We start from the raw sequence: 24,276 nt of genomic DNA on the forward strand, positions 1-24,276 counted from the left end.
GCTTTCATGAATTTATAGGAACATCATACCTGCAACTGCTGCGTTTAAGAAGTTCGCTAGTGTACCAGCGATAACTGCTTTAATCCCTAATTGTGCAATTTGTTTACGGCGAGTAGGAGCTAACGTTCCTGTTACACCTAATTGAATTGCGATAGAAGAGAAGTTTGCAAAACCACAGATTGCGAATGTTAAAATCATATTTGTTTTTGCAGATAACTCTGCCATGTGTGGTCCTAAGTTTGCATATGCAACGAATTCGTTGATTGCAAGTTTTTGACCGATGAAACTTGCTGCTTGCACGGCTTCACCTGGTGAAACCCCGATTAAGATTGCAAATGGTGATAGTAAGTAACCGAAGATTAAATCAAGGCTAAGTTTAATATCGAACCAAGAACCAACCAATCCTAATAGGCCATTTAATAAAGCGATTAATGCGATGAAAGCCATTAACATTGCTGCTACGTTAATAACAAGTTGCATACCTTCAGATGCACCGCGTGCAGCTGCGTCAATAACGTTCGCATCTTCACGTTCTGTAGAAAGTTCAACGTTATTATCTACTTTTTCTGTTTCTGGCATAATTAATTTTGCAATTAATAAACTTGATGGAGCTGCCATAATTGCTGCTGCTAATAAATGCTCTAACGGAATGCCCATCGCTGCATAGCCGACAAGAACCGATCCGGCAACAGCTGTCATACCACTTACCATAATAGTGAAGAACTCACTGTTAGTTAAACGTGCTAAGTAAGGTTTAATTAAAATTGGTGCTTCTGTTTGTCCTAAAAATACAGTCGTTACTGCATTTAAGCTTTCTGCCTTAGAAGTTCCAAGAAGTTTACTTAATGCACCACCAATGAAACTAACTAATTTCTGCATAATACCTAAGTAATATAAGATTGCAACTAATGAACTAATAAATACAATTGGAAGTAGTGCTTGAATAACGAAGATAAATCCCCAAGGTCCTTTTGCGTTGACTAAATCCCCAGCAACGAACCTAATTCCCTCGTAAGAAAAATTGATTAATCCTTGAACACCGTCAGCAGCAATTTTTAAGCCTGCTTTTCCAGCATCCCATCGTAATACAATAAATGAAAATGTCATTTGTAATGCTAGCGCGATTAAAATTGTGCGCCAATTAATAGCTTTGCGGTTGGAAGATAATAAGAAAGCGATTGCTAATACTCCAATCACGCCGCCAATTCCCCATAAAATATTCATGCAGTGTATGCTCCTTCCTCATAGTAAAAAAGTGTATAAACCAGTTGTCTATACTTTTGCGAATATAACATCTTAAGTAACTTATCATAATGGACATCTGAGGTCAAACGTCTAACGAAAAGTTTAAATAAAAAGAAAATTCTTTGAAAAAACACATATGAAATGAATTGACATGAAATAGGTTATGTTTTTTGTGGAAATATATTCATTATGATAACGTTTTGGACAATTTTCATGGAATATAGTGTACGAAATAGGAAAATGGATACATTATTTTTTCATGGATAGAGAGTAAAAGGAGGGGGATATAGGGAACACATAATAAAAAGAGCCCTCTAGTAAACTAGAAGGCTCTGAAACTATAACTTAAGGTGCTTTCGTATACCCTAAGAAATGGCTTTTCCAATAAGAATTGTTTAATGAAGCGATTGCTACACCTTTATCTCCAGATTGGATAAATGATCCGCCCCCAAGGTAGATACCCATGTGAGAAGGACCTGCTTTATAAGTGTCTTTGAAATAAATTAAGTCTCCAGGTTGTGGACTTGAAGTTTGTGGTAAGCTGCTCCAATATCCAGCAACACTTTGACGGCTAATGTTATGACCAAATTTCTTAAATACGTGGTAGATGTAACCACTGCAGTCAACACCGTTAGCAGAAGTACCGCCCCAAACGTATGGTACGCCTTGCATAGATTTCGCGTATGCAAGTAGAGAAGAACTGTCACCGCTATTATTAGTGTTATTGTTGTTGTTATTTTGATTGTCGTTAGGCTTATTATCTACTGCGCCGCCAACTGGTGTTTTAGATAGGAAACGTGTTCCGATGTAACCAGTTTGACCGTTGTAGTTAATTTTGCTCCATCCAGAGTTTTCAGAGATTACTTGAACCTTCTGTCCTTGTGGAAGTGCGCCTATGATTCTATAATTTGTACCTTCGCCGCTACGTACATTTAGTGCAGAAGCATTAATGTAGTAGTCGCCAATTGCACCTTGATCAGGTTGTTTCGGCTGATCTGGTTGTTTCGGTTGTTCAGGAGTAGCCGTGCCACCTTTAACGAATTTTACAAATTCGCTACTAACATAGCCTGTTTTTCCTTGGTAGTTTACTTTAAACCAGCCGTTTTCAGATCCAACTACGTTTAATGTTGTACCATTTAACACGCCGCCAATTACACTATGGTAAGCAGCAGGGCCTGTACGAACACGTAGAGATGTTGCGTTAACGACGTAAGTACCACCAGTTTGAACAGTTCCATTATTATTTTGTTCTGGCTTATTATTTTGCTCTTGGTTGTTACCTTGAGTGACGTTTTCGTTAGAACCACCTTTTGTTACGTAGTCTTTGCTTAAGTAAGCTGTTTGTCCTGCGTAATTGATTTTGAACCAATCTTGAACTTCGCCTACAACTTGTACTACTTGTCCTTGTTTAACAGAACCTACAGTTGGATGAGAAGTGCTAGGACCTGTACGAACGCGAAGGGAAGATACATTTACTGTATAGTTTCCGCTTGCTGGTTGAACAGTTGCTTCATTGTTACTATTGTTGTTATTGCTTGTAGAGCCAGTATTTGAAGAAGCGCCTGATACAAATTGGCTACTAACATAACCAGTTTGTCCGTTATGGTTGATTTTCACCCAACCATTTTCTTCTCCAATTACGTTTAAAGTTTGTCCTTCATATACACGTCCTGAAACAGAACTAGAAGTGTTAGGAGCTGTACGTACACGTAATACATCAGCAGTAACTTTATTGTTGCCACCTGTACTTACATTGTTATTTGTTTTTGCACCATTTTTTGATACAAATTCGCCACTAACATAGCCTGTTTGTCCATTATGGTTAATTTTGAACCAACCATTTTCTTCTCCAATTACGTTTAATGATTGACCATTATAAACGCGAGAGATGACGTCGTGAGAAGTACTTGATCCTGCGCGAACATGTAGCACGCTAGCATTCACCGTATATGATGAATTGTTTGATGCGGAAGCTTGGACAGTTTGTGTAGCAGCCTTTTGTGTATTTTGTTCAGGGGCAGCTTGAACACTATCGAGTGTAGGGGCTGCTCCTCCTGCTACAGACACTGCCGCAAGACCGGCAAGGTATTTTTTCATAATTTGTCGATTCCTTTCTGTCTGTAATGTAGTGAAGAAATATTTACCAACTGTTAAAAATTCTAAAGAGCATGTCGATTACTGTCAAGACTTATGCGGGAATCTGAATATGACAAAAAGATTACAAGAAAAAATCAAGGCATAAATTCATACCTTGATTTCCATTTAAATACATATATTTGATGTGGAAAATGAGAAGATTATTCGTATTTAGGAAGATGTGCTGTTGGATTTTAAAAGACTTTGAGAAAATGACCTTTGTAGTAATTTGGTGATAGGGCCAACTTGACCATCTTGAATCGCAGTTCCATCGAGATGGGTCATCGGCAAAATTTCAATAGTCGTTCCCGTAAAGAAGCATTCATCGGCTTGATAAACATCGCGAACGCTGAAAAGCTCTTCTTGTACAGGAAGTTGAAGGGTGTTAGCTAAAGAAAGGACGTACTGACGAATAATTCCGTTTAAAATAAGATGATTAGCTGGATGCGTATATAGCGTTCCGTTTTTTATGAGAAAGAAGTTAGAATGGCTACCTTCCGTTACAATACCATTTCGTACGAGAAGTGCTTCTTTACACCCTTTGCGTTCAGCTTTCGTATAAGCTAATACATTTGGTAATAAATTTAGCGATTTAATATCACAGCGGAGCCAGCGTGTATCAGGTTCTGATATAGCACGTACACCGTATTCAATCCATAAAGATGGTCTTTCTTTTTTTGAAATATAAGCATAGATTGTCGGAGATGTGTCATATGAGAATGCATGTGCTCGAGCTTGTACACCACGAGATACTTGTAAGTAAATTGTTCCGTCTTCGTGGAAATTATTGTTTTCAATTAATTTGTAGAGTAAGGTGATGAGTTCGGCTTTTGAGAAAGAGAGTGATAATTCTATTTCTTCCATGGATCGATATAATCTTGTTAAATGTGGGTCTAATAAGTGAAAGTTTCCGTTATAAAGGCGAATAACTTCATAGACTCCATCGCCAAATTGTAAACCTCTTTCTTCAAGTTCTATGTACGCGCGATGTTTCGTTGTATCAATAACTGCATCATTCCATAGTACAAATCTTTCGTATGCCAATTTTCGTCCCATCCTTTCGTTAGTACATGAATAAAAATCACTATAGTAATTTTTATGTAAGCAATTCTCTACATATGACGTATATGTATTTGTAAATCATAGAGAAGTAGTGGTGATTTATAGCATTTTGTATATACAAATTCGAAAATGAGAAATAAGAATCCTGCTTTTTGAAAAAAAAAGCAACATTCGTATGGAATGTTGCACAAGGAGGGTAGCTATCTTTCATAGGGACATCGTCTTTAAAGGTTTCATTTATGCAAACAAAACACTTGGAAAGACAATTATAAGAAAGTTGAAAACAAATGATGCGCATATTTCTCTAAGGGATCTTATTAAAGATGAGAGATAAGAAATATGTGGAACCTCGTTTACATATTTTATTATAAAGATGTTTCGTTAATGTGGTGTAAATATTAGATGAAGGTTATGTAATTTTAAAGTTAATGTATAGAAGAATTTGTAGAGAGGAAAATAAAAAAAGAGGCTGAGATTACTCAGCGCTCTTCTTGTCTTCTTTAATAGCCGTTTTTACTTCACCAGTTTTGATCTTATTGCTTTCAGAGAAGCGAAGTAAGTCGCCTTCAATAATTTTGTCTGACATATTTAGCTCATTTTGTGCACGGTCAATAAGTGGTTGAGCCTCTTCTTTCGGTAATTGCAGAACTTCACCTGTGTTACGGTCGTAGAATGTACTGTTTGTGTACATGTACTTATCTGTAATGAAGCTACCGTCACGAAGAACAACGAATCCTTTATTGTCTGGTGAGAATACGTCATGACCGAATTGAATTTGATTCGTAGAATCTACACCAAGTAAGTTTAGAATTGTTGGTTTAATGTCAATTTCACCAGTTGGTTTTGAAATTGTTTTACCTTCTTTTTGACCTGGAACGTGAATAAACATCGGTGTTTTTTGTAAGTTCATATGGTCAAATGTAGTAATTTCTTCTTTTCCTAAGAACTGTGCCATTGCACGGTTATGGTTTTCAGAAATACCATAATGGTCACCGTAGAATACGATAACAGAGTTGTCGTAAATACCTTCTGCTTTTAGACGCTCAATAAAGTGTTTCATTGCTTCGTCTAAGTAGCGAGCTGTTACCATATAGCGGTCAAATACACCATCACCAGAATTGTACTCGTCGATTAATTTCGTACTGTCATCATAAGTGAATGGGTAATGGTTTGTTAAAGTAAGGAAGCGAGTATAGAACGGTTGCTTCACTTGTTTTAACATATCGATAGACTGATCGAAGTATTCGATATCTTTTAATCCCCAATTTAATTTTGTTTCTGGCGTAATCTTGTAGTCAAGCTCGTTGTAGTAACGATCATAACCAAGTGCCGGATACATAATGTTACGGTTCCAGAACGTTGCGTTGTTCGCGTGGAATACTGATGTGTGATATCCTTGCTGACGTAAAATTTCTGGAGTTGCTGTATATTCGTTATTACCGTGTGTGAAGAATACAGCACCACGGTCTAGTGGATACATTGAAGTATCTACTAAGAATTCAGCATCAGATGTTTTTCCTTGCCCAGTTTGATGGAAGAAGTTATCGAAGTAATAACTTTCTTTCGCAAATTGGTTTAGGAATGGTGTAACTTCTTGTCCGTTAACTTGCGCACCAATTAAGAATGTTTGTAATGATTCAAGAGAGACAACAATTACGTTTTTCCCTTTTGCAGTACCATACATATTTGGATCTGGTTTACTTTGTGTTGTTTTCACGTAGTTTTCTGCTTCTTGTAATTTACTACTATCAGCAAACGCTTTTTGTGAACTTGATTTTGCTTGTAAGCCAAGATCGTATGCTTGGTGTACATATAATCCTAAGTTTTTAACAAGCATAACGCGGTCGAATGAACGTGTTAATAGTTCTGGACGCTCAGCTTCTGCAAATCCTAGGTTTACGCAGAAAATAGCAACCGTTGACACGAAGTATAGGGAACGCATCGGGCGTGCTACACGTTCTGTCGGTGCAAAATCTTTCTTTTTCTTCTTCAATAGAACGAAGAATACGATAATATCCGCAAATGCAAGGATGATTTTGAAGTTAAATAATTCTTTCACACTAGAACCTAAACTTCCGAAATTAGATGTTTGTCCTAGTACTGGTAAAGTAACGAAGTCATTGTAGAATCCGTAGAACATTACGTTACCAACAAGGATGAACGTTAAGATAAAGTTAATTCCTAGTGCTATATAGTTACGTTTTTTCCCTTTTGCAAATAATGCAAGACCCACAAACAGTAATGATGCTGCTAATGGACTAATGAATAAAATGAATTCTTGCATGAACGATTCAAGTTTTAAATCGAAGCTAGTGCGTGTAATGATGTAGGTTTTTAGCCATACGGCCAAAGCTACGAATAAAGTGAAACGCACATTTTGAAATTGCGATTTCATGGTTTCTTTCATTCATTTCCACCCTTTCTCTATCAGGCTTGGTCGATTTTGGAGCGAAAAATGCTAAAATAAAAAATACATAGTTTTCTTGGTCATAATTAGAGTTTCTATATTCACCCATATACGACTTTAACTATGCATACCCTTTTTGGTTTCTTGTGCTGCTCATAAGCATAACGTCATTTCTGTATTATACAACAAAATTCATTTCTGAGAAACACTATAACATTTTACATTTTTTGTATGTGATTTGTCACTACCAGAGAAAACTTTAACATTCGTTTATCTGCTCGTCAACTAGAAAATATAACAAAAATAGAAAAGAATGTTAAGCGGAATTGAAAGTTTTTTGGTTGAGAAATATGGAATAGAAATCTTTAAGTGGTTGTCTAGAAAACTATTATATGAAGGAAAATACGAAAAAATTAACGAACACTTGTTCTTTTTGGTTTTGTTTGTTACAATGAAATTTCATTGATAGATTATGTGTAATTTTGATGAACTTTTACTGATAACATAACATATTGTAGCTTATTTCTTTTGAAAAATAGGGAGGCTTTTGAATGAAACAAAAATTTTCAGTTGAAGCGTTTTGGAAGAAAATAAAACATGTTGCGAAGCAGGCAGGGCAGTCGGTAATCTATGCGAGTTTATTGTTGTTTTACGTTTTGCAAAGACCGGATGTTCCAAAACGAGTGAAAATTATTGTAATCGGAGCACTTGCTTATTTCATTGCACCGATTGATGCAATCCCAGATTTCGTTGCTGGAATTGGTTATACGGATGATTTAGGTGCGTTAATGGCCGCACTATTACAAGCATCGATATACGTAAATGAAGAAGTGAAAGATAAGGCACGAGTGAAGTTGGCAGAATGGTTTGGTTCGGATATAGACACATCATTTATCGATCAAAAATTAGATCAATAGGTGAGACCTGTCGGATGACAGGGCGAACGTAAGCGAGGAAGTGCATTATGCCATCAGGAAGAACGCATACGAAAATAAACTTAATATCCCTTCCGGTTGTTTTGTTTATGCTCTTTTCGTATGGATTAACAAATTTTGATTTTTTATTAACTTTTGCAATTGGCTTTTTAGTAGGTACTTCATTTTTAACACCGGATTTAGATACGTACAGTAATGCGTATAATAAATGGGGATTCCTGCGCATTTTTTGGTATCCATATAGGAGCGTAATGCCCCATCGTTCCTTCTTCACACATACGATTATAATTGGTGATATTATTCGTATTGCATATATGTTAATCGTGTTTTCTCCGTTTTTATTCCTATTAAATATAATAGCGTTCGACGGAAATTTAATAGAAATTACGAAGGAATACGAGGTTGAAATTGTAACGTTTGTAATGGGAATTGTTGTGGCGAGTACGCTCCACATTATAGCGGATAAAGCAAATACGCGCCGAAAGAAAATGATGAGAAAAAAGAAGAAACGCAGAAGATAAAAAAACCGTCCCAAAAGGTATTTTGGGACGGTTTTTTTCTTATTAATAGGTAGGTTACTCTTGTCGAATCGCCGATAAAATTTCATTTGCGATTATGCGACAGTTTCTTTTTAATCAAACGTTTGTTTAAAACTAAGCTTTCAGTACCTTAATCCCTTTCACGATATTCCAAATGAAGTAGTATAAGCTAATGATTCCGCAAATGCATAAGACGATGATTGCTCCAATTCCAAGTGTTACGTCAGGTTGATCAGATCCGATGCCCATAATTCCTAAAATAACTAACCCAATAAATGAAGCAATGCTTGGAATAATATGTGTCCATAGAGCACGTTTTGCATGTGGTTTCGTTTCAGAATCACCCACAATCCACACGATAATAGGGAATAAGATAGGCGCAAATAATACACTAAAGTATGATAAAGCTGCTAATATTTTGTTTCCGTTCATATATATCACCTCATAAGTAATGTCCGTTGTTATACCTTTAGTATGCAGTAAATTTGGTAAGCTTCCTATCGATTAACATTACAAGAACGTGACGTTTTTGTAAGATTTTCTGTTTAAATGATAAAATTTTCAAAAAAATCTTTTTAAATGAAAATTGGTGTGATAAAATTAATGAAAACGTTTTCGTAGGCGTTTATATTTTTTTAGACTTAAAGGTATGATGACCTGATAGTCTATTGATAAGGTTATATCTATTTAAAAGGGGATTCTTTAGGGGGAGAGAACAATGAACACATGGACACAAGTTTACGATCCGTTCGGTAACATTTGGATTTCGGCAGCAGTCGCACTTATTCCAATCATCTTTTTTTTCTTAGCTTTAGCAGTTTTCCGCATGAAGGGGTATGTGGCAGGATTTATTACAGTTGTATTAACGATTTTGGTGGCTTTATTTGCGTATAAAATGCCATTCACAATGGCAATGGCAGCGACCGGATACGGTTTCTTATACGGATTATGGCCAATTGCGTGGATTATCATTATGTCAGTATTTTTATATAAAATTTCTGTGAAAACAGGTCAATTTGATGTCATTCGTGCATCTGTATTATCCATTACGAATGACCATCGTTTACTCGTTATTTTAATCGGATTTTCATTTGGAGCATTTTTGGAAGGGGCAGCAGGATTTGGTGCACCAGTAGCGATTACGGCAGCGCTTCTTGCAGGTCTTGGGCTAAATCCTTTATATGCAGCAGGTCTTTGTTTAATCGCAAATACTGCACCAGTAGCGTTCGGAGCGATGGGGATTCCGATTACAGTTGCTGGACAAGTAACAGGCATTGATCCACATAAAATTGGACAAATGGCTGGGCATCAATTACCGTTCTTATCTTTATTTGTTCCGTTCTTTATCGTATTTTTAATGGATGGTTTTAAAGGAGTAAGACAAACGTGGCCTGCTTTATTTGTAGCCGGTAGTTCATTTGCAATTACACAGTTTATTACAGCAACGTTTTTAGGGCCAGAACTTCCTGATATTACGTCAGCGCTTGTAAGTTTAGTAAGTTTATCCCTATTCTTAAAAGTTTGGCAGCCGAAAGAAATTTATCAGTCTAAAGAAGCGAATAGTGAAGTAGCAGCAACGACGACATCTATGCCGAAACTAACAGTAGGAAAAGTAGTAAAAGCATGGTCTCCGTTCATTATTTTAACTGTGATGGTAGTCATTTGGAGCCAAAGTTTCTTTAAAGCATTATTCGCTCCAGGTGGTGCTTTAGAAAGTCTCGTATTTAAATTTGAAGTTCCAGGCTTGCACAATTTAGTAATGAAAGCAGAGCCAATTGTAAATAAACCAACACCTTATGAAGCAATCTTGAAATTAGATGTTTTATCAGCGACTGGAACAGCAATTTTAATTGCTTGTATCATTTCTATCTTTATTTTGAAAATGAGTGCAAAAGATGCAGTAGCCACATTTAAAGAAACGTTAAACGAACTAAAAATGCCAATTCTATCTATTGGATTCGTATTAGGATTCGCATTTATCGCAAACTATTCTGGTTTATCTTCTACATTAGCGTTAGCACTTGCAGGAACTGGCGGACTATTCCCGTTCTTCTCACCATTCTTAGGCTGGATTGGGGTATTCTTAACAGGATCAGATACGTCAGCGAACGCACTGTTTTCGAATTTACAAGCAATTACAGCGCAGCAAGTCGGTGTATCTGAAGTGCTTCTCGTTGCAGCAAATACAACGGGCGGTGTAACAGGTAAAATGATTTCTCCGCAATCAATTGCGATTGCTTGTGCGGCAGTTGGACTTGCTGGGAAAGAGTCAGATTTGTTCCGCTTTACATTGAAGCATAGTTTATTCTTCGTTACTATTATTGGGATTATGACGTATGTGCAGGCTTATTATTTAACGTGGATGATTCCGTAAGAGGTTCTAGAGCAAGCGATATTATTAATAAGATAGGTAAAGAAAGGGCAGAAAGGAAAAGTTCTTTTCTGCCCATTTTTGTCCTTATGAGAAAATATTATGTTATTTTATTTTTTTCCACAGCTGTTGGATAAATTCATATGTTCAATAAATAATTTCTTACCAATTTTATGTTTATGCTCTTCTAATGTTCTTTGTATTGCAGCACCTGTCTGACTTTCAAAACTATCATGTAATTCGTTGCTTATATTTTTTAGTTGCTGGTCCATATTATTAAAAAGTGCTAAATTTTTGCGTAGTAACAACTGATTTTCGATTATTACTTCATTTGTTTTTGAGGATACTTCTGTTTTTAAAAATGCTCTGTGCATTTGTTTTTCTAATTGTTTCTTTTCGGCTAATAATTTATCCATGACATGATCTGCCATGTCCCCTATGGCATGCTCAATTTCCTTTTCTATCTTTTTAATTTCTCCTATAAAATCAATCATATTATCGCCCCACTAACCCTTTATAGTCAGCACCTAATTGCTGGTCTTTATCACGCAATGAATTGGCCGCAGAGCAAATTTCATCACTCAAATATGATAATGTTTGTAGTTCTTTCTGTAAGAGAATCATTAAATGTTCCGCTAAACTTGCATTATGAAAATAATCCTTCCCATTTTGTCTCATTTTTGCAATCTCTGCGATTGTATCATCTACCTCGTATTCTTCTAGCAAGTGATATTTACCACCTGGGCCTGTCTCACCTTTTAATTGATTTTTTAACTTTTGGATTGCTTCTTCTTCTTTTCTTTGAAATTCTTCTATATTTCGTATAACATCTCGTAATATATAACTAACGGTTTGCAGTTTTTTTCCTTGTTGTATAATTTCATCTGGTTCTAATTGTAATGTAATATTTCCGTTGGAGTGAAACATACCTTTAAATGTATCCGCGGGATGCTCACCCATAAATAGAAGACCAAGTAAACCATGAGAAGTTCCATTACTTTTTACTGTATACTGTCTACCTATCATTTTAGCGCCAAATTGTGTGAAATTGCCTACTGCGTCTTTCTTATGAGTGTAATCTATTATTTTGTTATTTAGTTCTCCTGAATCTACTCTTTCTTTTGCTTCATTACTTAGTAATTTGTAAATATTTGGTGCGGCATAAGTTGTTGCATAAAAGTTTCTTTCTGATGCTACATAGTGAGCCTCAGCAGCACCTTTGCTATGTCCAGTAGCATGAATATAAGTTGGTTTGTATGTTCGATTTACGTGATCTACAAATTCTAAAGAGCTATCAAATGATGTAGGTTCAAATTTTACTTCCTGTGTTGCAGTGTTTAGCTTATATTTTTTGGGATTTCCTATTGAAATTTGATTTATATCTATAGTAAAATCTCCATCAAATTTGCCGAACTCTGTTCCTCGGAATGCAAAAATTATATTTTCATAATGCTTTTTATTTGGTTCATAATCTTTTGCAGGTACAACAGCGATTGCTTGTAATCCATTGTTTACTTTTTCCTTATCTGCATCAATGGATTCTACAACCCTCCATACTTTACCATTAGCCCCTTCTATTGCAGCACCTTGGTGTAAATAATCGTCATTATAAACATTGTCAGATAACTTGAAATAATCTTCGTCTGTTGCAATTGGATTTTTTTTCAATTCATTCATATGTTTCCACCCGTTTCATGATATATTTTTATTATCTTCACATATAAGGGGATTTTTAATGAAAAAGAAATTATTTGTTTTTTTATCCATTATTTGTATTATAACAGGAGGATACGTGACGATGGAATATGTAAAGAACAAAGATAAAGAAGAGCAGTTTTGGAAAGAACAAGAAGCGAGAATAGAAAAATATATTCATTATAATATTAAAGAGGTAAAATCGATTACATTTAAAGAGCGTAGTGTGACTCCGATGGGTGTTCCTCATATATCTGGGTACATAAACGAAAATAAAGAATTATGGTTCGATGCAAGTATTAGCACTACGAAAGAGTTTGAAAGAGACTTTGGGTGCTCTGGGGAATTATATGATAATTATGTGAAAAAACCAGCAAAATCCGTATCTGAAATTGAAAAGGAAGAGAAGCATAAACAGTCGGAATAAATGTTTTTAATAAAAAATCATCTGTTTGTCAGTATAGGATGAAATTATATTGATTATTAAAATGCAGGATTACTGAAAATTAGTAAAAGAAATAACCTTTGCATTTTTTAGATTATAGGTTATGATGGGAAAGTATTGAAAATTAAATCAGTGATAAACTAGGGGTGCCTAACGTATGCGTAGGCTGAGAGAGAAGCGTGTGAACTTCTTAACCCTTTGGACCTGATCTGGCTCGTACCAGCGTAGGGAAGTTAATGGCTTTACATAATTATGTCTTTATGAGCCAGGTCCTTATTTTTTTATGGACCTGGCTCTTTTTATTTTGGCATACGCTGGCCATATCTCGTCCTTGTCACGAACAGGGGGCAATAAAGGTTATGAAACAGTCTGTTTCTGCTGAGCAAATTGAATTGAAATCGAGTTTACCAGGAAGTAAGAAAGTGTATGTGGATGGGCCTCGCGCGGGTATGAAAGTGCCGATGCGCGAGATTGAACAAAGCGATACGAACGGTGTTCAAAATCCGCCAATCCGTGTGTATGATACGAGTGGACCTTATACAGATCCAGAGTATAAAGTGGAGCTGGAAAAAGGGATTCCAACGCCGCGCCACTCTTGGACCCTGGGGCGTGGTGATGTAGAAGAATACGAAGGGCGCGAAGTAAAACCAGAGGATGACGGTGTGAAAGTTGCTTCAAAACATACACCTGTTTTCCCGCAAATGGACCGTAAGCCGCTTAGAGCGAAGCAAGGTGCAAATGTTTCGCAAATGCATTATGCGCGTAATGGCATTATTACGTCTGAGATGGAATATGTTGCGATTCGTGAAGGGGTAGAGCCTGAATTTGTTCGTAAGGAGATTGCAGAAGGTCGTGCGATTTTGCCGGCGAACATTAACCATCCTGAAGCGGAACCGATGATAATTGGACGTAATTTCCACGTAAAGGTAAATGCAAATATCGGAAACTCTGCTGTATCGTCTTCTATTGCAGAAGAAGTAGAGAAGATGACGTGGGCGACTCGCTGGGGTGCAGATACGATTATGGATTTATCTACAGGTAAAAACATTCATACAACGCGTGAGTGGATTATCCGTAATGCTCCGGTACCAGTTGGAACTGTGCCAATTTATCAAGCGCTTGAAAAAGTAAACGGAATTGCAGAGGATTTAACGTGGGAAGTATACCGTGATACGTTAATTGAGCAGGCGGAGCAAGGCGTTGATTACTTCACGATTCACGCTGGTGTATTACTTCGTTACATTCCAATTACTGCAAAGCGTATGACAGGGATTGTTTCGCGCGGTGGTTCGATTATGGCGCAGTGGTGTTTATTCCATCATAAAGAAAACTTCCTATATACTCATTTTGAAGAGATTTGTGAAATTATGAAGCAGTACGATGTTTCGTTCTCTCTTGGAGATGGATTACGTCCAGGTTCTATTGCAGATGCAAATGACGAAGCACAGTTTTCTGAGCTTGAAACACTTGGTGAATTAACGAAAATTGCTTGGAAACATGATGTGCAAGTTATGATTGAAGGACCTGGGCATGTACCGATGCATTTAATTAAAGAAAATATGGAGAAAGAACTTGATATTTGTCAGGGCGCGCCGTTCTATACACTTGGGCCGTTAACGACAGATATTGCACCAGGTTATGATCATATTACTTCAGCGATTGGTGCTGCGATGATCGGCTGGTTTGGAACGGCGATGCTTTGTTATGTAACTCCGAAAGAACATTTAGGCTTACCGAACAAAGATGATGTTCGCGAAGGGGTTATTACGTACAAAATCGCTGCGCATGCAGCCGATCTTGCGAAAGGGCATAAAACGGCTCATCAGCGTGATGATGCACTTTCGAAAGCACGATTTGAATTCCGTTGGCGCGATCAATTTAATTTATCTTTAGATCCTGAACGTGCGATGGAGTATCATGATGAAACGTTGCCAGCAGAAGGGGCGAAAACAGCTCATTTCTGTTCAATGTGTGGCCCGAAGTTTTGTAGTATGAGAATTTCGCATGATATTCGTGAATATGCGAAAGAAAATGATTTAGAAACGACAGAAGCAATTGAAAAAGGAATGAAAGAGAAAGCGGTAGAATTCAAAGAAATTGGTAGTCACTTATATCAATGATACGTTACACCTCTTTACTTGATTGATCACACTGTACCTAACTTAAATATAGAAGAAGCCCCCTTTGCTAAGACGGTAGCAAAGGGGGCTTCTGTTGTCTATAAGGCGAAGAATAATTGTACCCAGTAGTATAAGAGGAATAATGTGACGACTGTTGTGAGTGGGATTACGATGAGAGATACGCTTAAATAATCTTTCCATTTCACTTTAATTTTGTTTTGTCTCAGTATATACATCCAAATGAGGGAAGCAAGCGTACCGATTGGTAATAATAGTGAACCGATGTCACTACCAATGATATTTGCGAGATAGATAGTTTTTAATGTGACTGGATCTAGGCCCATTTCTGTTAACGTAATGGTACCGATCATAAGTGCAGGGTGATTATTGAAGACGTTAGAGAGGAGGGAAACGAGTCCGCCCATTGCAAAGCTGGCATAGAGTAGATGCTGACTTACAACTGGTTCGAGCCAACTTACAAGTGCCGCTGTTAATCCTGCGTTATGAAGCCCGTAAATAATTACATACATAGAGAAAGCGAAAATTAAAATGTGCCACGGTGTCTTTTTCAAAATATCGACTGGGTTTGTTCGTAAGTAGTACCATCTCCAGATGAGAAGAACGAGTGAACCGAGTACAGCAACAATTTCGATTGGAATCGATAAGAAGGATGCAACGAATAGAAGACAGCGCATAAGGAAGACGAAGCCTAATACTTTTAACATGAATTTTGTACGTTTTTGTTTTGTATCAACAGAATTTTTTCCTTTTAATGGATGGAAGTTTTTCGTGAAGAAAATTTCTTCAATATCATATGAAGAAACAGGTAATTTTTTCGGGAGTTTTTTCTTTAAAACTGTATACATGAGCCATGACATAAACAATAATCCTAATGTTGCAGGTACAAACATCATAGCTGTATGCATGTAAAGAGTCATATGGACGATATTTAAGGCGATTAAGTTTACGATATTACTTACACCAATTGGTGCACTAGATGCAGTGGCGATTAAAGCACCGCTTAATAAATAAGGGATTTGTTGATGAGGTTTTAATTGAAGGTTTTTCAGAAGTAAAATCAAAATCGGTGTTGTAATTAAAATACTACCGTCGTTATTGAATAAAAGAGTCATAAGAAAACAAAGTAATTGAATATACCAGTATAAACGGCGACCGGAGCCCTTTGCTAAATTCGCAAGTTTTGCTGCGGACCAGTGGAAGAAGCCGAAGCTTTCTAATATAACCGCCATAACGATGGTCGCTAATATCGTTATAGAGGCACCGCCGATTTTACTTATAATGTCCATGACGTCTGGTTTTGATACAAGTCCAGTAATGAGGATAATGCCAGCGCCGACTGCTGCCGGCCATGCCTCATTTAAGCCACGGGGTCGCCAAAAGACAACAATCATTGTTAAGAAGAATACAATAATAGTAATCCATATTTCAATGCTCATATTTAACCTACCTTTCTATTTTCCCTTGAACAAATGTAGCTTGTCTCAAGTTTATATTGCTAGTATATTCAGCAGGAAATAAGAAGAACTAGGCATATAATGGAATAGAGTGAATATGTGTTCTTTGAGCTATAGGACAAGTATCAGTGGTAGTGTAATAACTAGTAGGAGAGACGTCTAATAAATGAGGGGCATTCTATGTACGAATGCCCCTCATTTATCCCGCTATTTGTCGGGCTGCCCGTAAACGCCCGATTGGTGAAGGCTAATAATCAGTGGGGGATGAACAAAACCCCCACTGATTAAAGTTTCACTTTATTATTTTTCCTTCAAAAAAGTTCGATCCTTCAAGAATAAATTCCAGAAGAAAATGAATCCGGGTAGTAAAATTGCAATCCCGATTGCGTAAAGAATAAGAAGTGCATAGAATGTTTCGACCGTCGTAAAGCTTGTAAATACAGTTACGTCCGGATAAATGATATACGGTAAATGGGCGACGCCGTAAGCGTAGCTTGCAAATGCATATTGAGCGACGACAGCTAAAACTGCAATGCGAGGAAAGCCTAGTGTGCCATACTTCTTATTTGTCCACCAAAGGGAGGAATATCCGATAACAAATAAAATGATAGAGACTGTAAACCATGGGAATTGCTTTATTAGTCCTTGCATAAGCCAGTGTGTTTCAGGGTCCATTACAACGAGAGCGATAATAGCAGTCACGAGCGTTGCAGGACCAAGTATGATGGCATTTCTCCTATAAATTCGGTACGTATCTTCAGAACCTTGTTCCCTAGCAAAATCAGCAAGAAAGAGAGAGGATAGAAATAGTTCCGAAGTTAGTCCAAAGAGCATATAACAATAAATAACGGGACTAGAAAGAAGTTTTCCGTAAAGGAGCACTTCTTTTCCTTCAGACATCGTAATATAAGCACCTTCTGTAACGGGCAGCACGGTAATTAATAGAGCTGGGATTAAGAGCCCCGTAATACCTGAAATAATACGAAGAAGGTGTTGGTACTTTGGCAGGGAGTAAGCGAATACCATAAATGTACTGCGAATCGCAACGAGTACTAAAATTAACATAACTGGTACAAACATAACCGTTGCCAGGGTAAAGGCTGCTTTCGGAAAGAAACCGAGAAAAGCGACAACGACAAAGACAAGAAACGTATTTGTTACTTCCCAAGTTGGTGATAAGTACCGATTAGCAAGCTTGGCAGCAAGCGTCGGGTGTTTAGCGTATACCATGCCCCAAAAACCAGCCCCAAAATCAATAGACCCTAGTATGCTATATACGAAAATAAGAGCCCATAAGATGATGATTGCAATGCTTTCCTCATGCACGAGAATCGCCTCCTTCGTGATGTAAATCATTCTTTAACGGATGTTTCTTAAAGAATGTCCGTAGTACAAAGACTGTTAAAATACCGAGTCCAATATATAAAATGATGAATAAAACAAATAAAGGACCGACGAAATCAGCGCGTGTAGAAGCATCGACCGTGCGTTGCATGCCATAAATTGTCCATGGCTGACGACCACTACAACTAAAAATCCATCCGAATTCAATACCAAGCAACATAACGGGGCCACATGCGGCAGCTCCCCAAAGAAGCCACTTCGGTAACTCTACTCCTTTTTTTCGGTAAACAAAGTGCCAATATAAGAGGGCAATAGCTGCAACTGCAAAGGTAAAGGCAGCAGTGCCGACCATTAAGTTGAACAGTGTATGTGTGTAAAATGGTGGCCACGTTTCTTGCGGGAATTCCTTTAGACCTTTTACAACGGTGCTAGGGTCTAGTCCCACTAATAAGCTAAGCATGTTCGGAATTTCAAGGGCATAGTTTAGTTCAAGTGTGTTAGGATCCACAACCCCGCCAAGCGATAACGGAGCGTGGGATGTCGTTTCAAACAAAGCTTCAGCAGATGCTAGTTTTTCAGGTGAATGTTTATGTAAGGCAATAGCAGATTCGTGTCCTGAAAGCCACATCGTAGCACCAGTGATAAATGTAACGACAAGCCCTAACAGTAATCCTTTTTTATGGTAAGCAATTTCACGCGCACTTAAATTTTTCTTTAATAATTTAAATCCAGCGATAGAAGCGATAACAGCTGCTCCAGTTGTATAGGCTGTAATAACGACGTGGAATGCACTTGTGCCAAAGCTTGGATTAAAGAAAGCTTTCCACGGATCAACGTTAAAAACTGAGCCATCTGGCCCCATTGAAAAGCCCGCAGGTGTATTCATCCATGTATTTGCTGATGTAATAAGCACGGCGGATGCAGTGGCACCAAGCATAACGAAAAATAGCGAGATTAATCTCATAACTGGAGGTAGTTTATCAGCTGCATATACATAAATAGACATGAATAAAGCCTCTAAAAAGAAGGCGAAAATCTCAATTTGAAACGGAACGGAAATAACTTGACCAACAATTTTGGCGAAACCAGGCCAAAGAAGTGAAATTTGTACACCAACAATTGTTCCAGTTGGAATTGCTACACCGAGAAGGATAGCAAAAGCCTTTGTCCATCTTTTTGCCATAATGGCATAGTCGGAATCTTTCTTCCAGTGATAGAGTATTTCACTTATAAAAATCATTAAAGAAAGCCCGACTCCAAGCGTTGCAAAGATGATGTGGAATGCTAATGAAGAACCAAAAAATGCTCTTGCTAATGTTACGGTATCCATATGTATACTCCTCTTCTTTTTTGCCATTATTTTCTGATTGAATTGGAAGATTTATTCAAAAAACTGCCAAAAATATATATGTATTTAAAAAATGAGTATGGTAATATAATGTTGAAATATTCCCAAAAGAAAGAAATTAAAATTTGATAATATTTTGTTTGTTTTTTATGGCTGAATATTTTATAATCTTTTATGCGAACGTAAGTTCTATTTCCGGGATGAAGAAGTTTATGTGAAATGGAGAGGGTGTTTTATGTATCCTGAAGTCATTAAAAAGATGGCATTTTCAAGAGAGCATAGAGATTTATTATTAAAGTTGTATAATAAAGAAATTACGCGTCGTGAATATGATCGACTTGTGGAATCGCTATATAGACCTTCTAAAGAGGTTTGCGAAGGATAAGGTGGGAGAGACAATCTAACGGATTGTCTTTTTTAAATTTTCGTATGTTCTGTTAAAATTAAGGTTAGCCTTAATAGGGAGGTGAAAAGCTTGCGGAAACGTTTATATATAGGGTTTGGAGTTGTTTTCTTAATCGTATTAGTCGGAATTGTATTTTGGTCGGCTTTACAAGGAAACCGTACGGAGCATTTTATTTTAAGGCATATGGTAAATGAAAATGGGACACTTGCAACGTACCGTTTAGAGGATACAAAGGCAGGAATGGGTGAAGCGAAGGGCCGTGAAGCTTTATCAGAATCGGCAGGACTATGGTTACAATATACGCTTGATAAAGATGATCAGTCACTATTTGATGAGCAAGTAAAGGTCATTCAAAATAATTTTGTACATAAGGAACACATCGTTTTATGGAAAATCTCTGAAAAGGGAGAAATGCAGTCAGCCACAAATGCACTTATAGATGATCTTCGTATTATTGAACAATTATATCGTGCTTATGAAATGTACAAGGAAGAGCGCTATAAAAACCTTGCTGATCAATTGAGCAATGCTGTACTTCGTTATAATAAAAAAGATAATTATTACGTGGATTATTATGATGCAGATGCAGGTAAACAAAATAAGTTTACAACAACATCTTACATAAATCCTCATGCATTCTCTTATATGAAAAAATACGGGAAAATTTCCGTGCAGCAGTATCAGGAAGTTGTTCAGTTTTTAGCTGATTATCCGAGAAACGACTGGGCATTCCCGAAAGAGTATAAAGATGATGGGACATTTACGTACGATAAAGAAGTGAATCTTATTGATCAATCATACGTTGCTTATCATCGTAGTTTAGGCGGTCTTTCATCAGATGCTTATTTGGAATTTATAAAGAAGAAATTTCGCGAAGACGGAAAGTTATACGGTCGTTATAACTTAGAAACGGGAAAACCAGCTGTGAACTATGAATCACCAGCATCTTACGGATTAACAATTTTGTACGTACTACAAACAGGTGATACAAAGTTTGCGAAGGAATTGTATGAGCGGATGACTACTTTTAGAAATGATAATGTATTTAGTAGATATTATGGTGGATATGTAACAGGTGAGAATAATAATACACATATTTTCGATAACGTACTACCACTTCTAGCTGAAATGGAATTGGAGAAGAGTAAAAAATAGAGTGCCACCCTAGGGGTGGCACTTTTTTCTTATTTCTTTTCCATTACCGCAAAGTAATTGTTTTCATTATCAGCAAAATTGAATGCTCTACCAGTAGGTAAATCTACAATTTGTCCAACCGTAACGTTTTTCTCAGAAAGATCTTTATACAGTTGATCTAAGTCATTAGAGAAGAACATAAGTGAAGGTGTATTTAAGTTTAATTCAGGTTGCATCTTCGCAATTAACGCCTTATCGTGAAGGACGATGCTTGTTCCTGCTTCGTTTGTCGGAGCAATTTCAATCCATCGGAATCCTTGGCCGTTATTTTCTTCAGCAACGATATGAAACCCTACTTTTTCTGTCCAAAATTGTACTGCCTCATCTTGATTGTTTACATATAACATAATTTGTCCAATTTGATTAATCATAGGTGTCTCCTGCTTTCTTTTCTTATATGTGTATTATTATATCAAATATATGGTTTGAATAGTTTTTCATGGTTCTTTCGGATTGAAAGAATCGCCCATTTCATCTTAGTTGTAGGGGACGGTCCTGTAATCCACATATGAAATGGTAGTGTGCTGCAAAGGACCATTGTGAATATAGAAAGTACGGCTGTTACTGAAAATAGTAATAGACTATATAATATTGTGTTTTCTTGTAGTGCAAATAGAGAAAGAAACTTTGTGCCTATATGTAAAAAGAAAAAGTGGGCTAAATAGGCGCCGTACGTATAGTTTCCGATAAATTTTAACGTTTTATATAATAAGCCTCTTCGTTTTACAATCATAATAGATAACACGTACAGTATCATAATTTCGCATACGATATATAGAAACATGGACGGTTTTAAATAAGTAGAAACGGTTAAATGAATAGAATTGGCGCCGTAAAAACTAAATAACTCATAATTGATGAATAAAAATAAGATGAAAAATAAGATTGTTATAAGCGGAATATGTTTCATGACAAATATACGCCAAGTTTGTAATGCTACAGCAGCTATTCCTCCCATGACGAAATAGAATGAGTAGAAGAAGAAGGAACGATCTGTATAATGTAAAATGGTTGAACTAGTCAGTTTCTCTCCATTAAAAATGTAGTGAGAAGAGTACCACATTAAGAAGAAATATAGACAAGCGAAAATGGTCATATATTTATATATGTCTTTTTTATTTTCTGTTCGTTTTTGAAACCAATAAAATAGTGTGCATAGTAACGGGAACAATAAGTGAATTTGGAACATCATAATCACGTACCAAAGATGAGGTGCAGCCGTTCCGAGTAATAAACTTTTTATTCCGCCTTGTAGTGTAATGACATCGTTTGTTGTTACTAGATAAAGAATAGACCAGAAGAAATAAGGGATGAGTAAATGTGTGGCTTTTTCATAAATATATTCTTTGTAAACGAGTTGCTTCGTATATTGCCGAATTAAATGGAAGCCGACGATAAATATGAATGCAGGTGCTGAAAATTTTGCAAGATTAAATAGCATACCCATAATGAGGGATTGCTCGAGTAAGACATTTCCTTGATTCATTGTATATAATAAGGAACTTTGCAAAACGACAGCAAGAAATGCAATGCTTTGCAAAACTTTAAATTCTGGTGCGCTTTGTGTCATCGTGTCCATCTCCTTTTCCATACATGATTATAGTACGGAGAAAGGATGAAAGGTGTGGAATATTTGTGAAGATTATAACAAATTTGTGGCGGGAGGGGATTATATTAACGGTTTTGCTAATATATCTATCGTAATTTCAAATATATCAACGATTTTTCCGATATATCGATTCACTGACAAATAACAACAAAAAAAGGATGCTCAAAGCGGGCATCCTCTTTCTATATATTAAGCAAATTTATTTTTGATCCAGTTTTTACCTTCTACAAGACGAGCTGTCATTACGGCACAAGCGTTATCTCCTGTTACGTTTAACACTGTTGCAGGAGGATCGATGATTGTACTAATTGCGGCGATAATTGGCAATGCTTCTGGTGGGAATCCGTATAGAGAAACGATTAACATTTCACCAATCATACCTCCGCCCGGAATAGCACCCATTACTGTTCCTACTAATAGAGAAACAACAAGTGCAATTGCTAATGTTTTCGGTCCTTCGAATTCCATGTTGAAAATACCGAATAAGAAAGAAATTTTTAATACCCCGCCTAAAACAGATCCATCTTTATGCAGTGTAGATCCAAGAAGGACAACTGTTTCACGAACGTCAGAAGAAATACCCATTTTCTTCGTTGCTTCTAAGTTCGCTGGAATACTTGCGGCACTACTACAAGTTGCAAGTGATGTAACTGTAGGAGAGACCATGTTCTTCCAAAATACTTGTACACCTTGTTTGCGACCTGCAAGGTACGCATAGAATGTAAAGAATACAAAGAAGTAAATAAGAGAAGCCGGATAGTATACCATTGCTGCTCGGAAGTAAGTTCCAAGAAGTTGTGGTCCGAATTCACCAACTAATGCTGCGAAGTAGGCAGCTAGTCCGATTGGAGCGTAGTACATAATGAAAGATACAACTTTCATTGAAATTTCTGCACCAGCTTGTAAGAATGTAGCGAATGGTTTCCCTTTTTCACCAACTGCTGAAGTTGCAACCCCCATTAAGATAGAGAAGAAAATAAGAGCTAGCATGTTCTCACGAGATAGTAACTTTGAAAAGTCTGATACTGTTAGGATACCAACAATTTGATCAGCAACACTAACTGCTTTTTCAGCTTTATCAGGCTGTGTTAGTTCTAATACAACACCTTGTGCTGGCGGGAATACTTTCACAATAATAATCATAAAAATAGCAGCTAAAATACTTGTAAATAAGAAAGTTCCAGCCATACTAGACATAATTTTACCGAAACGTTTTAATCCATCCATATTAGCAATAGATGACGCGATGCTAAAGAACACTAACGGTACAACAATCGTAAACATTAAGTTTAAGAAAATGTCACCAAGCGGCTTTAAAGCAACTGCATCGGCACCCATGAAATAACCAATGAAACCACCAATTAGGATAGAAGATAATAAAATAAGCGGAAAGCGATATGCCTTCATAAATATACCCTCCTATCAATTATAAAAAATCATACTGAATTATTATAGCGAGTTAGAGACTTCTTTACTAGGAAAATACGGATAGATGGAATAGCGTGAAAACCGAGAAATTTTTGTTTTTAAGCTCGGCATACAGTTAGAAATCTAGACATATATATTTGTAACCTAGTGGTGGCAAGGGCTGTATCATACCTTAGGTTTAGAAAAAGAGGGAGGGAAACAGGATGAATATTTTGCTTTGCTGTGCAGCGGGAATGTCTTCCAGTTTGATAGTTACAAAAATGGAGAAAGCGGCACAGGCAAGGGGGATAGAGGTAAAGATTTGGGCTGTATCAGGTTCAGAAGTGCGAAATCATATCGATGATGCAGATGTACTTTTACTTGGACCGCAAGTACGTTATTTATTACCGAAAATGAAAGAATTATGTAAGGAGAAAGGAATACCTGTTGATGTCATTCAATCTGTCCATTATGGGCTTTGTAATGGAGAAGCTATCTTACAAGCAGCTTTGTCAATGAAACCATGAGGAGAGTGGGA

Annotated in this window: 21 protein-coding genes and 1 riboswitch; of the genes, 8 read left to right on the forward strand and 13 right to left on the reverse strand. The window is 36.9% G+C overall.

Features of this window, described 5'->3' with window-relative positions:
* Positions 1-12: 12 nt before the first annotated feature.
* From JTF23_RS08535 to JTF23_RS08550, 4 genes are all read right to left on the reverse strand, one after another.
* Entirely contained in the window at positions 13-1,224 is a 1,212-nt protein-coding gene (locus JTF23_RS08535) for a NupC/NupG family nucleoside CNT transporter (RefSeq protein WP_204208514.1), read from the reverse strand.
* Between the two features lie 366 nt (positions 1,225-1,590).
* On the reverse strand, positions 1,591-3,342 hold the full coding sequence (locus tag JTF23_RS08540) for a C40 family peptidase (RefSeq protein WP_204208515.1): 1,752 nt from the start codon (positions 3,340-3,342) through the stop codon (positions 1,591-1,593).
* A gap of 210 nt (positions 3,343-3,552) precedes the next feature.
* Positions 3,553-4,437 carry a D-amino-acid transaminase gene (locus tag JTF23_RS08545; RefSeq protein ID WP_078174881.1) on the reverse strand — a complete coding sequence of 295 codons (885 nt, stop codon included), beginning with the start codon at positions 4,435-4,437 and terminating at the stop codon, positions 3,553-3,555.
* A gap of 481 nt (positions 4,438-4,918) precedes the next feature.
* Entirely contained in the window at positions 4,919-6,850 is a 1,932-nt protein-coding gene (locus tag JTF23_RS08550) for an LTA synthase family protein (protein ID WP_204208516.1), read from the reverse strand.
* A gap of 551 nt (positions 6,851-7,401) precedes the next feature.
* Here JTF23_RS08550 and JTF23_RS08555 point away from each other — a divergent pair.
* Positions 7,402-7,767 (forward strand): YkvA family protein, encoded by a 366-nt coding sequence (locus tag JTF23_RS08555; RefSeq protein ID WP_002159842.1) that lies wholly within the window; start codon positions 7,402-7,404, stop codon positions 7,765-7,767.
* A 47-nt stretch (positions 7,768-7,814) separates the two neighbouring features.
* On the forward strand, positions 7,815-8,306 hold the full coding sequence (locus JTF23_RS08560; protein WP_016106650.1) for a metal-binding protein: 492 nt from the start codon (positions 7,815-7,817) through the stop codon (positions 8,304-8,306).
* A 132-nt stretch (positions 8,307-8,438) separates the two neighbouring features.
* On the opposite strand, the gene JTF23_RS08565 is transcribed toward JTF23_RS08560, so the two are convergent.
* Complete coding sequence (locus JTF23_RS08565) at positions 8,439-8,756, reverse strand: magnetosome magnetite crystal formation protein family (protein ID WP_002159844.1); 318 nt, start codon at positions 8,754-8,756, stop codon at positions 8,439-8,441.
* 286 nt (positions 8,757-9,042) lie between these two features.
* On the opposite strand from JTF23_RS08565, the gene lldP reads away from it, so the two are divergent.
* On the forward strand, positions 9,043-10,698 hold the full coding sequence (gene lldP, locus JTF23_RS08570; protein ID WP_016106648.1) for an L-lactate permease: 1,656 nt from the start codon (positions 9,043-9,045) through the stop codon (positions 10,696-10,698).
* 107 nt (positions 10,699-10,805) lie between these two features.
* On the opposite strand, the gene JTF23_RS08575 is transcribed toward lldP, so the two are convergent.
* Together JTF23_RS08575 and JTF23_RS08580 are read right to left on the reverse strand one after the other, a co-directional pair.
* On the reverse strand, positions 10,806-11,189 hold the full coding sequence (locus JTF23_RS08575; protein WP_002112927.1) for a hypothetical protein: 384 nt from the start codon (positions 11,187-11,189) through the stop codon (positions 10,806-10,808).
* A gap of 1 nt (position 11,190) precedes the next feature.
* Positions 11,191-12,372, reverse strand: a complete 1,182-nt coding sequence (locus tag JTF23_RS08580) for a hypothetical protein (protein WP_070140124.1) — start codon at positions 12,370-12,372, stop codon at positions 11,191-11,193.
* A gap of 58 nt (positions 12,373-12,430) precedes the next feature.
* On the opposite strand from JTF23_RS08580, the gene JTF23_RS08585 reads away from it, so the two are divergent.
* A complete protein-coding gene (locus JTF23_RS08585; RefSeq protein ID WP_204208517.1) occupies positions 12,431-12,817 on the forward strand; it encodes a DUF1433 domain-containing protein in 387 nt (128 codons plus the stop codon).
* A 150-nt stretch (positions 12,818-12,967) separates the two neighbouring features.
* Positions 12,968-13,083: riboswitch (TPP riboswitch) on the forward strand.
* 111 nt (positions 13,084-13,194) lie between these two features.
* Positions 13,195-14,955 (forward strand): phosphomethylpyrimidine synthase ThiC, encoded by a 1,761-nt coding sequence (gene thiC / locus JTF23_RS08590; protein ID WP_204208518.1) that lies wholly within the window; start codon positions 13,195-13,197, stop codon positions 14,953-14,955.
* Between the two features lie 98 nt (positions 14,956-15,053).
* Here the strand turns inward: thiC and JTF23_RS08595 are convergent, their stop codons facing one another.
* From JTF23_RS08595 to cydA, 3 genes are all read right to left on the reverse strand, one after another.
* Complete coding sequence (locus tag JTF23_RS08595) at positions 15,054-16,412, reverse strand: arsenic transporter (RefSeq protein ID WP_204208519.1); 1,359 nt, start codon at positions 16,410-16,412, stop codon at positions 15,054-15,056.
* Between the two features lie 318 nt (positions 16,413-16,730).
* On the reverse strand, positions 16,731-17,756 hold the full coding sequence (locus tag JTF23_RS08600; protein WP_002089640.1) for a cytochrome d ubiquinol oxidase subunit II: 1,026 nt from the start codon (positions 17,754-17,756) through the stop codon (positions 16,731-16,733).
* Positions 17,749-19,104, reverse strand: coding sequence for a cytochrome ubiquinol oxidase subunit I (cydA, locus tag JTF23_RS08605; RefSeq protein ID WP_204208520.1), 1,356 nt, complete (start codon positions 19,102-19,104; stop codon positions 17,749-17,751). Before cydA ends, JTF23_RS08600 begins: the two co-directional genes overlap by 8 nt.
* Positions 19,105-19,357: 253 nt before the next feature.
* Between cydA and JTF23_RS08610 the strand changes: the two genes are divergently transcribed.
* Both JTF23_RS08610 and JTF23_RS08615 read left to right on the forward strand, forming a co-directional pair.
* The gene (locus JTF23_RS08610; RefSeq protein ID WP_002144831.1) at positions 19,358-19,507 is read left to right on the forward strand and encodes a hypothetical protein; all 150 of its coding nucleotides are present in this window, start codon (positions 19,358-19,360) and stop codon (positions 19,505-19,507) included.
* A gap of 90 nt (positions 19,508-19,597) precedes the next feature.
* Positions 19,598-20,683: a transcriptional regulator gene (locus JTF23_RS08615; protein WP_204208521.1), complete on the forward strand. Its 1,086-nt coding sequence runs from the start codon at positions 19,598-19,600 to the stop codon at positions 20,681-20,683.
* A 29-nt stretch (positions 20,684-20,712) separates the two neighbouring features.
* On the opposite strand, the gene JTF23_RS08620 is transcribed toward JTF23_RS08615, so the two are convergent.
* The 3 genes from JTF23_RS08620 to JTF23_RS08630 all read right to left on the reverse strand — a co-directional run bounded on the left by JTF23_RS08620 (position 20,713) and on the right by JTF23_RS08630 (position 23,738).
* On the reverse strand, positions 20,713-21,093 hold the full coding sequence (locus tag JTF23_RS08620) for a VOC family protein (RefSeq protein WP_204208522.1): 381 nt from the start codon (positions 21,091-21,093) through the stop codon (positions 20,713-20,715).
* A gap of 41 nt (positions 21,094-21,134) precedes the next feature.
* Positions 21,135-22,292 carry an acyltransferase gene (locus JTF23_RS08625; RefSeq protein ID WP_204208523.1) on the reverse strand — a complete coding sequence of 386 codons (1,158 nt, stop codon included), beginning with the start codon at positions 22,290-22,292 and terminating at the stop codon, positions 21,135-21,137.
* A 228-nt stretch (positions 22,293-22,520) separates the two neighbouring features.
* Entirely contained in the window at positions 22,521-23,738 is a 1,218-nt protein-coding gene (locus tag JTF23_RS08630) for a dicarboxylate/amino acid:cation symporter (protein WP_002112907.1), read from the reverse strand.
* 224 nt (positions 23,739-23,962) lie between these two features.
* Here JTF23_RS08630 and JTF23_RS08635 point away from each other — a divergent pair, with 224 nt between their 5' ends.
* A complete protein-coding gene (locus JTF23_RS08635) occupies positions 23,963-24,265 on the forward strand; it encodes a PTS sugar transporter subunit IIB (protein ID WP_002198836.1) in 303 nt (100 codons plus the stop codon).
* The last annotated feature ends 11 nt before the right edge of the window (positions 24,266-24,276 follow it).

The organism is Bacillus sp. RIT 809, assembly GCF_016892495.1.
GTDB lineage: Bacteria > Bacillota > Bacilli > Bacillales > Bacillaceae_G > Bacillus_A > Bacillus_A cereus_U.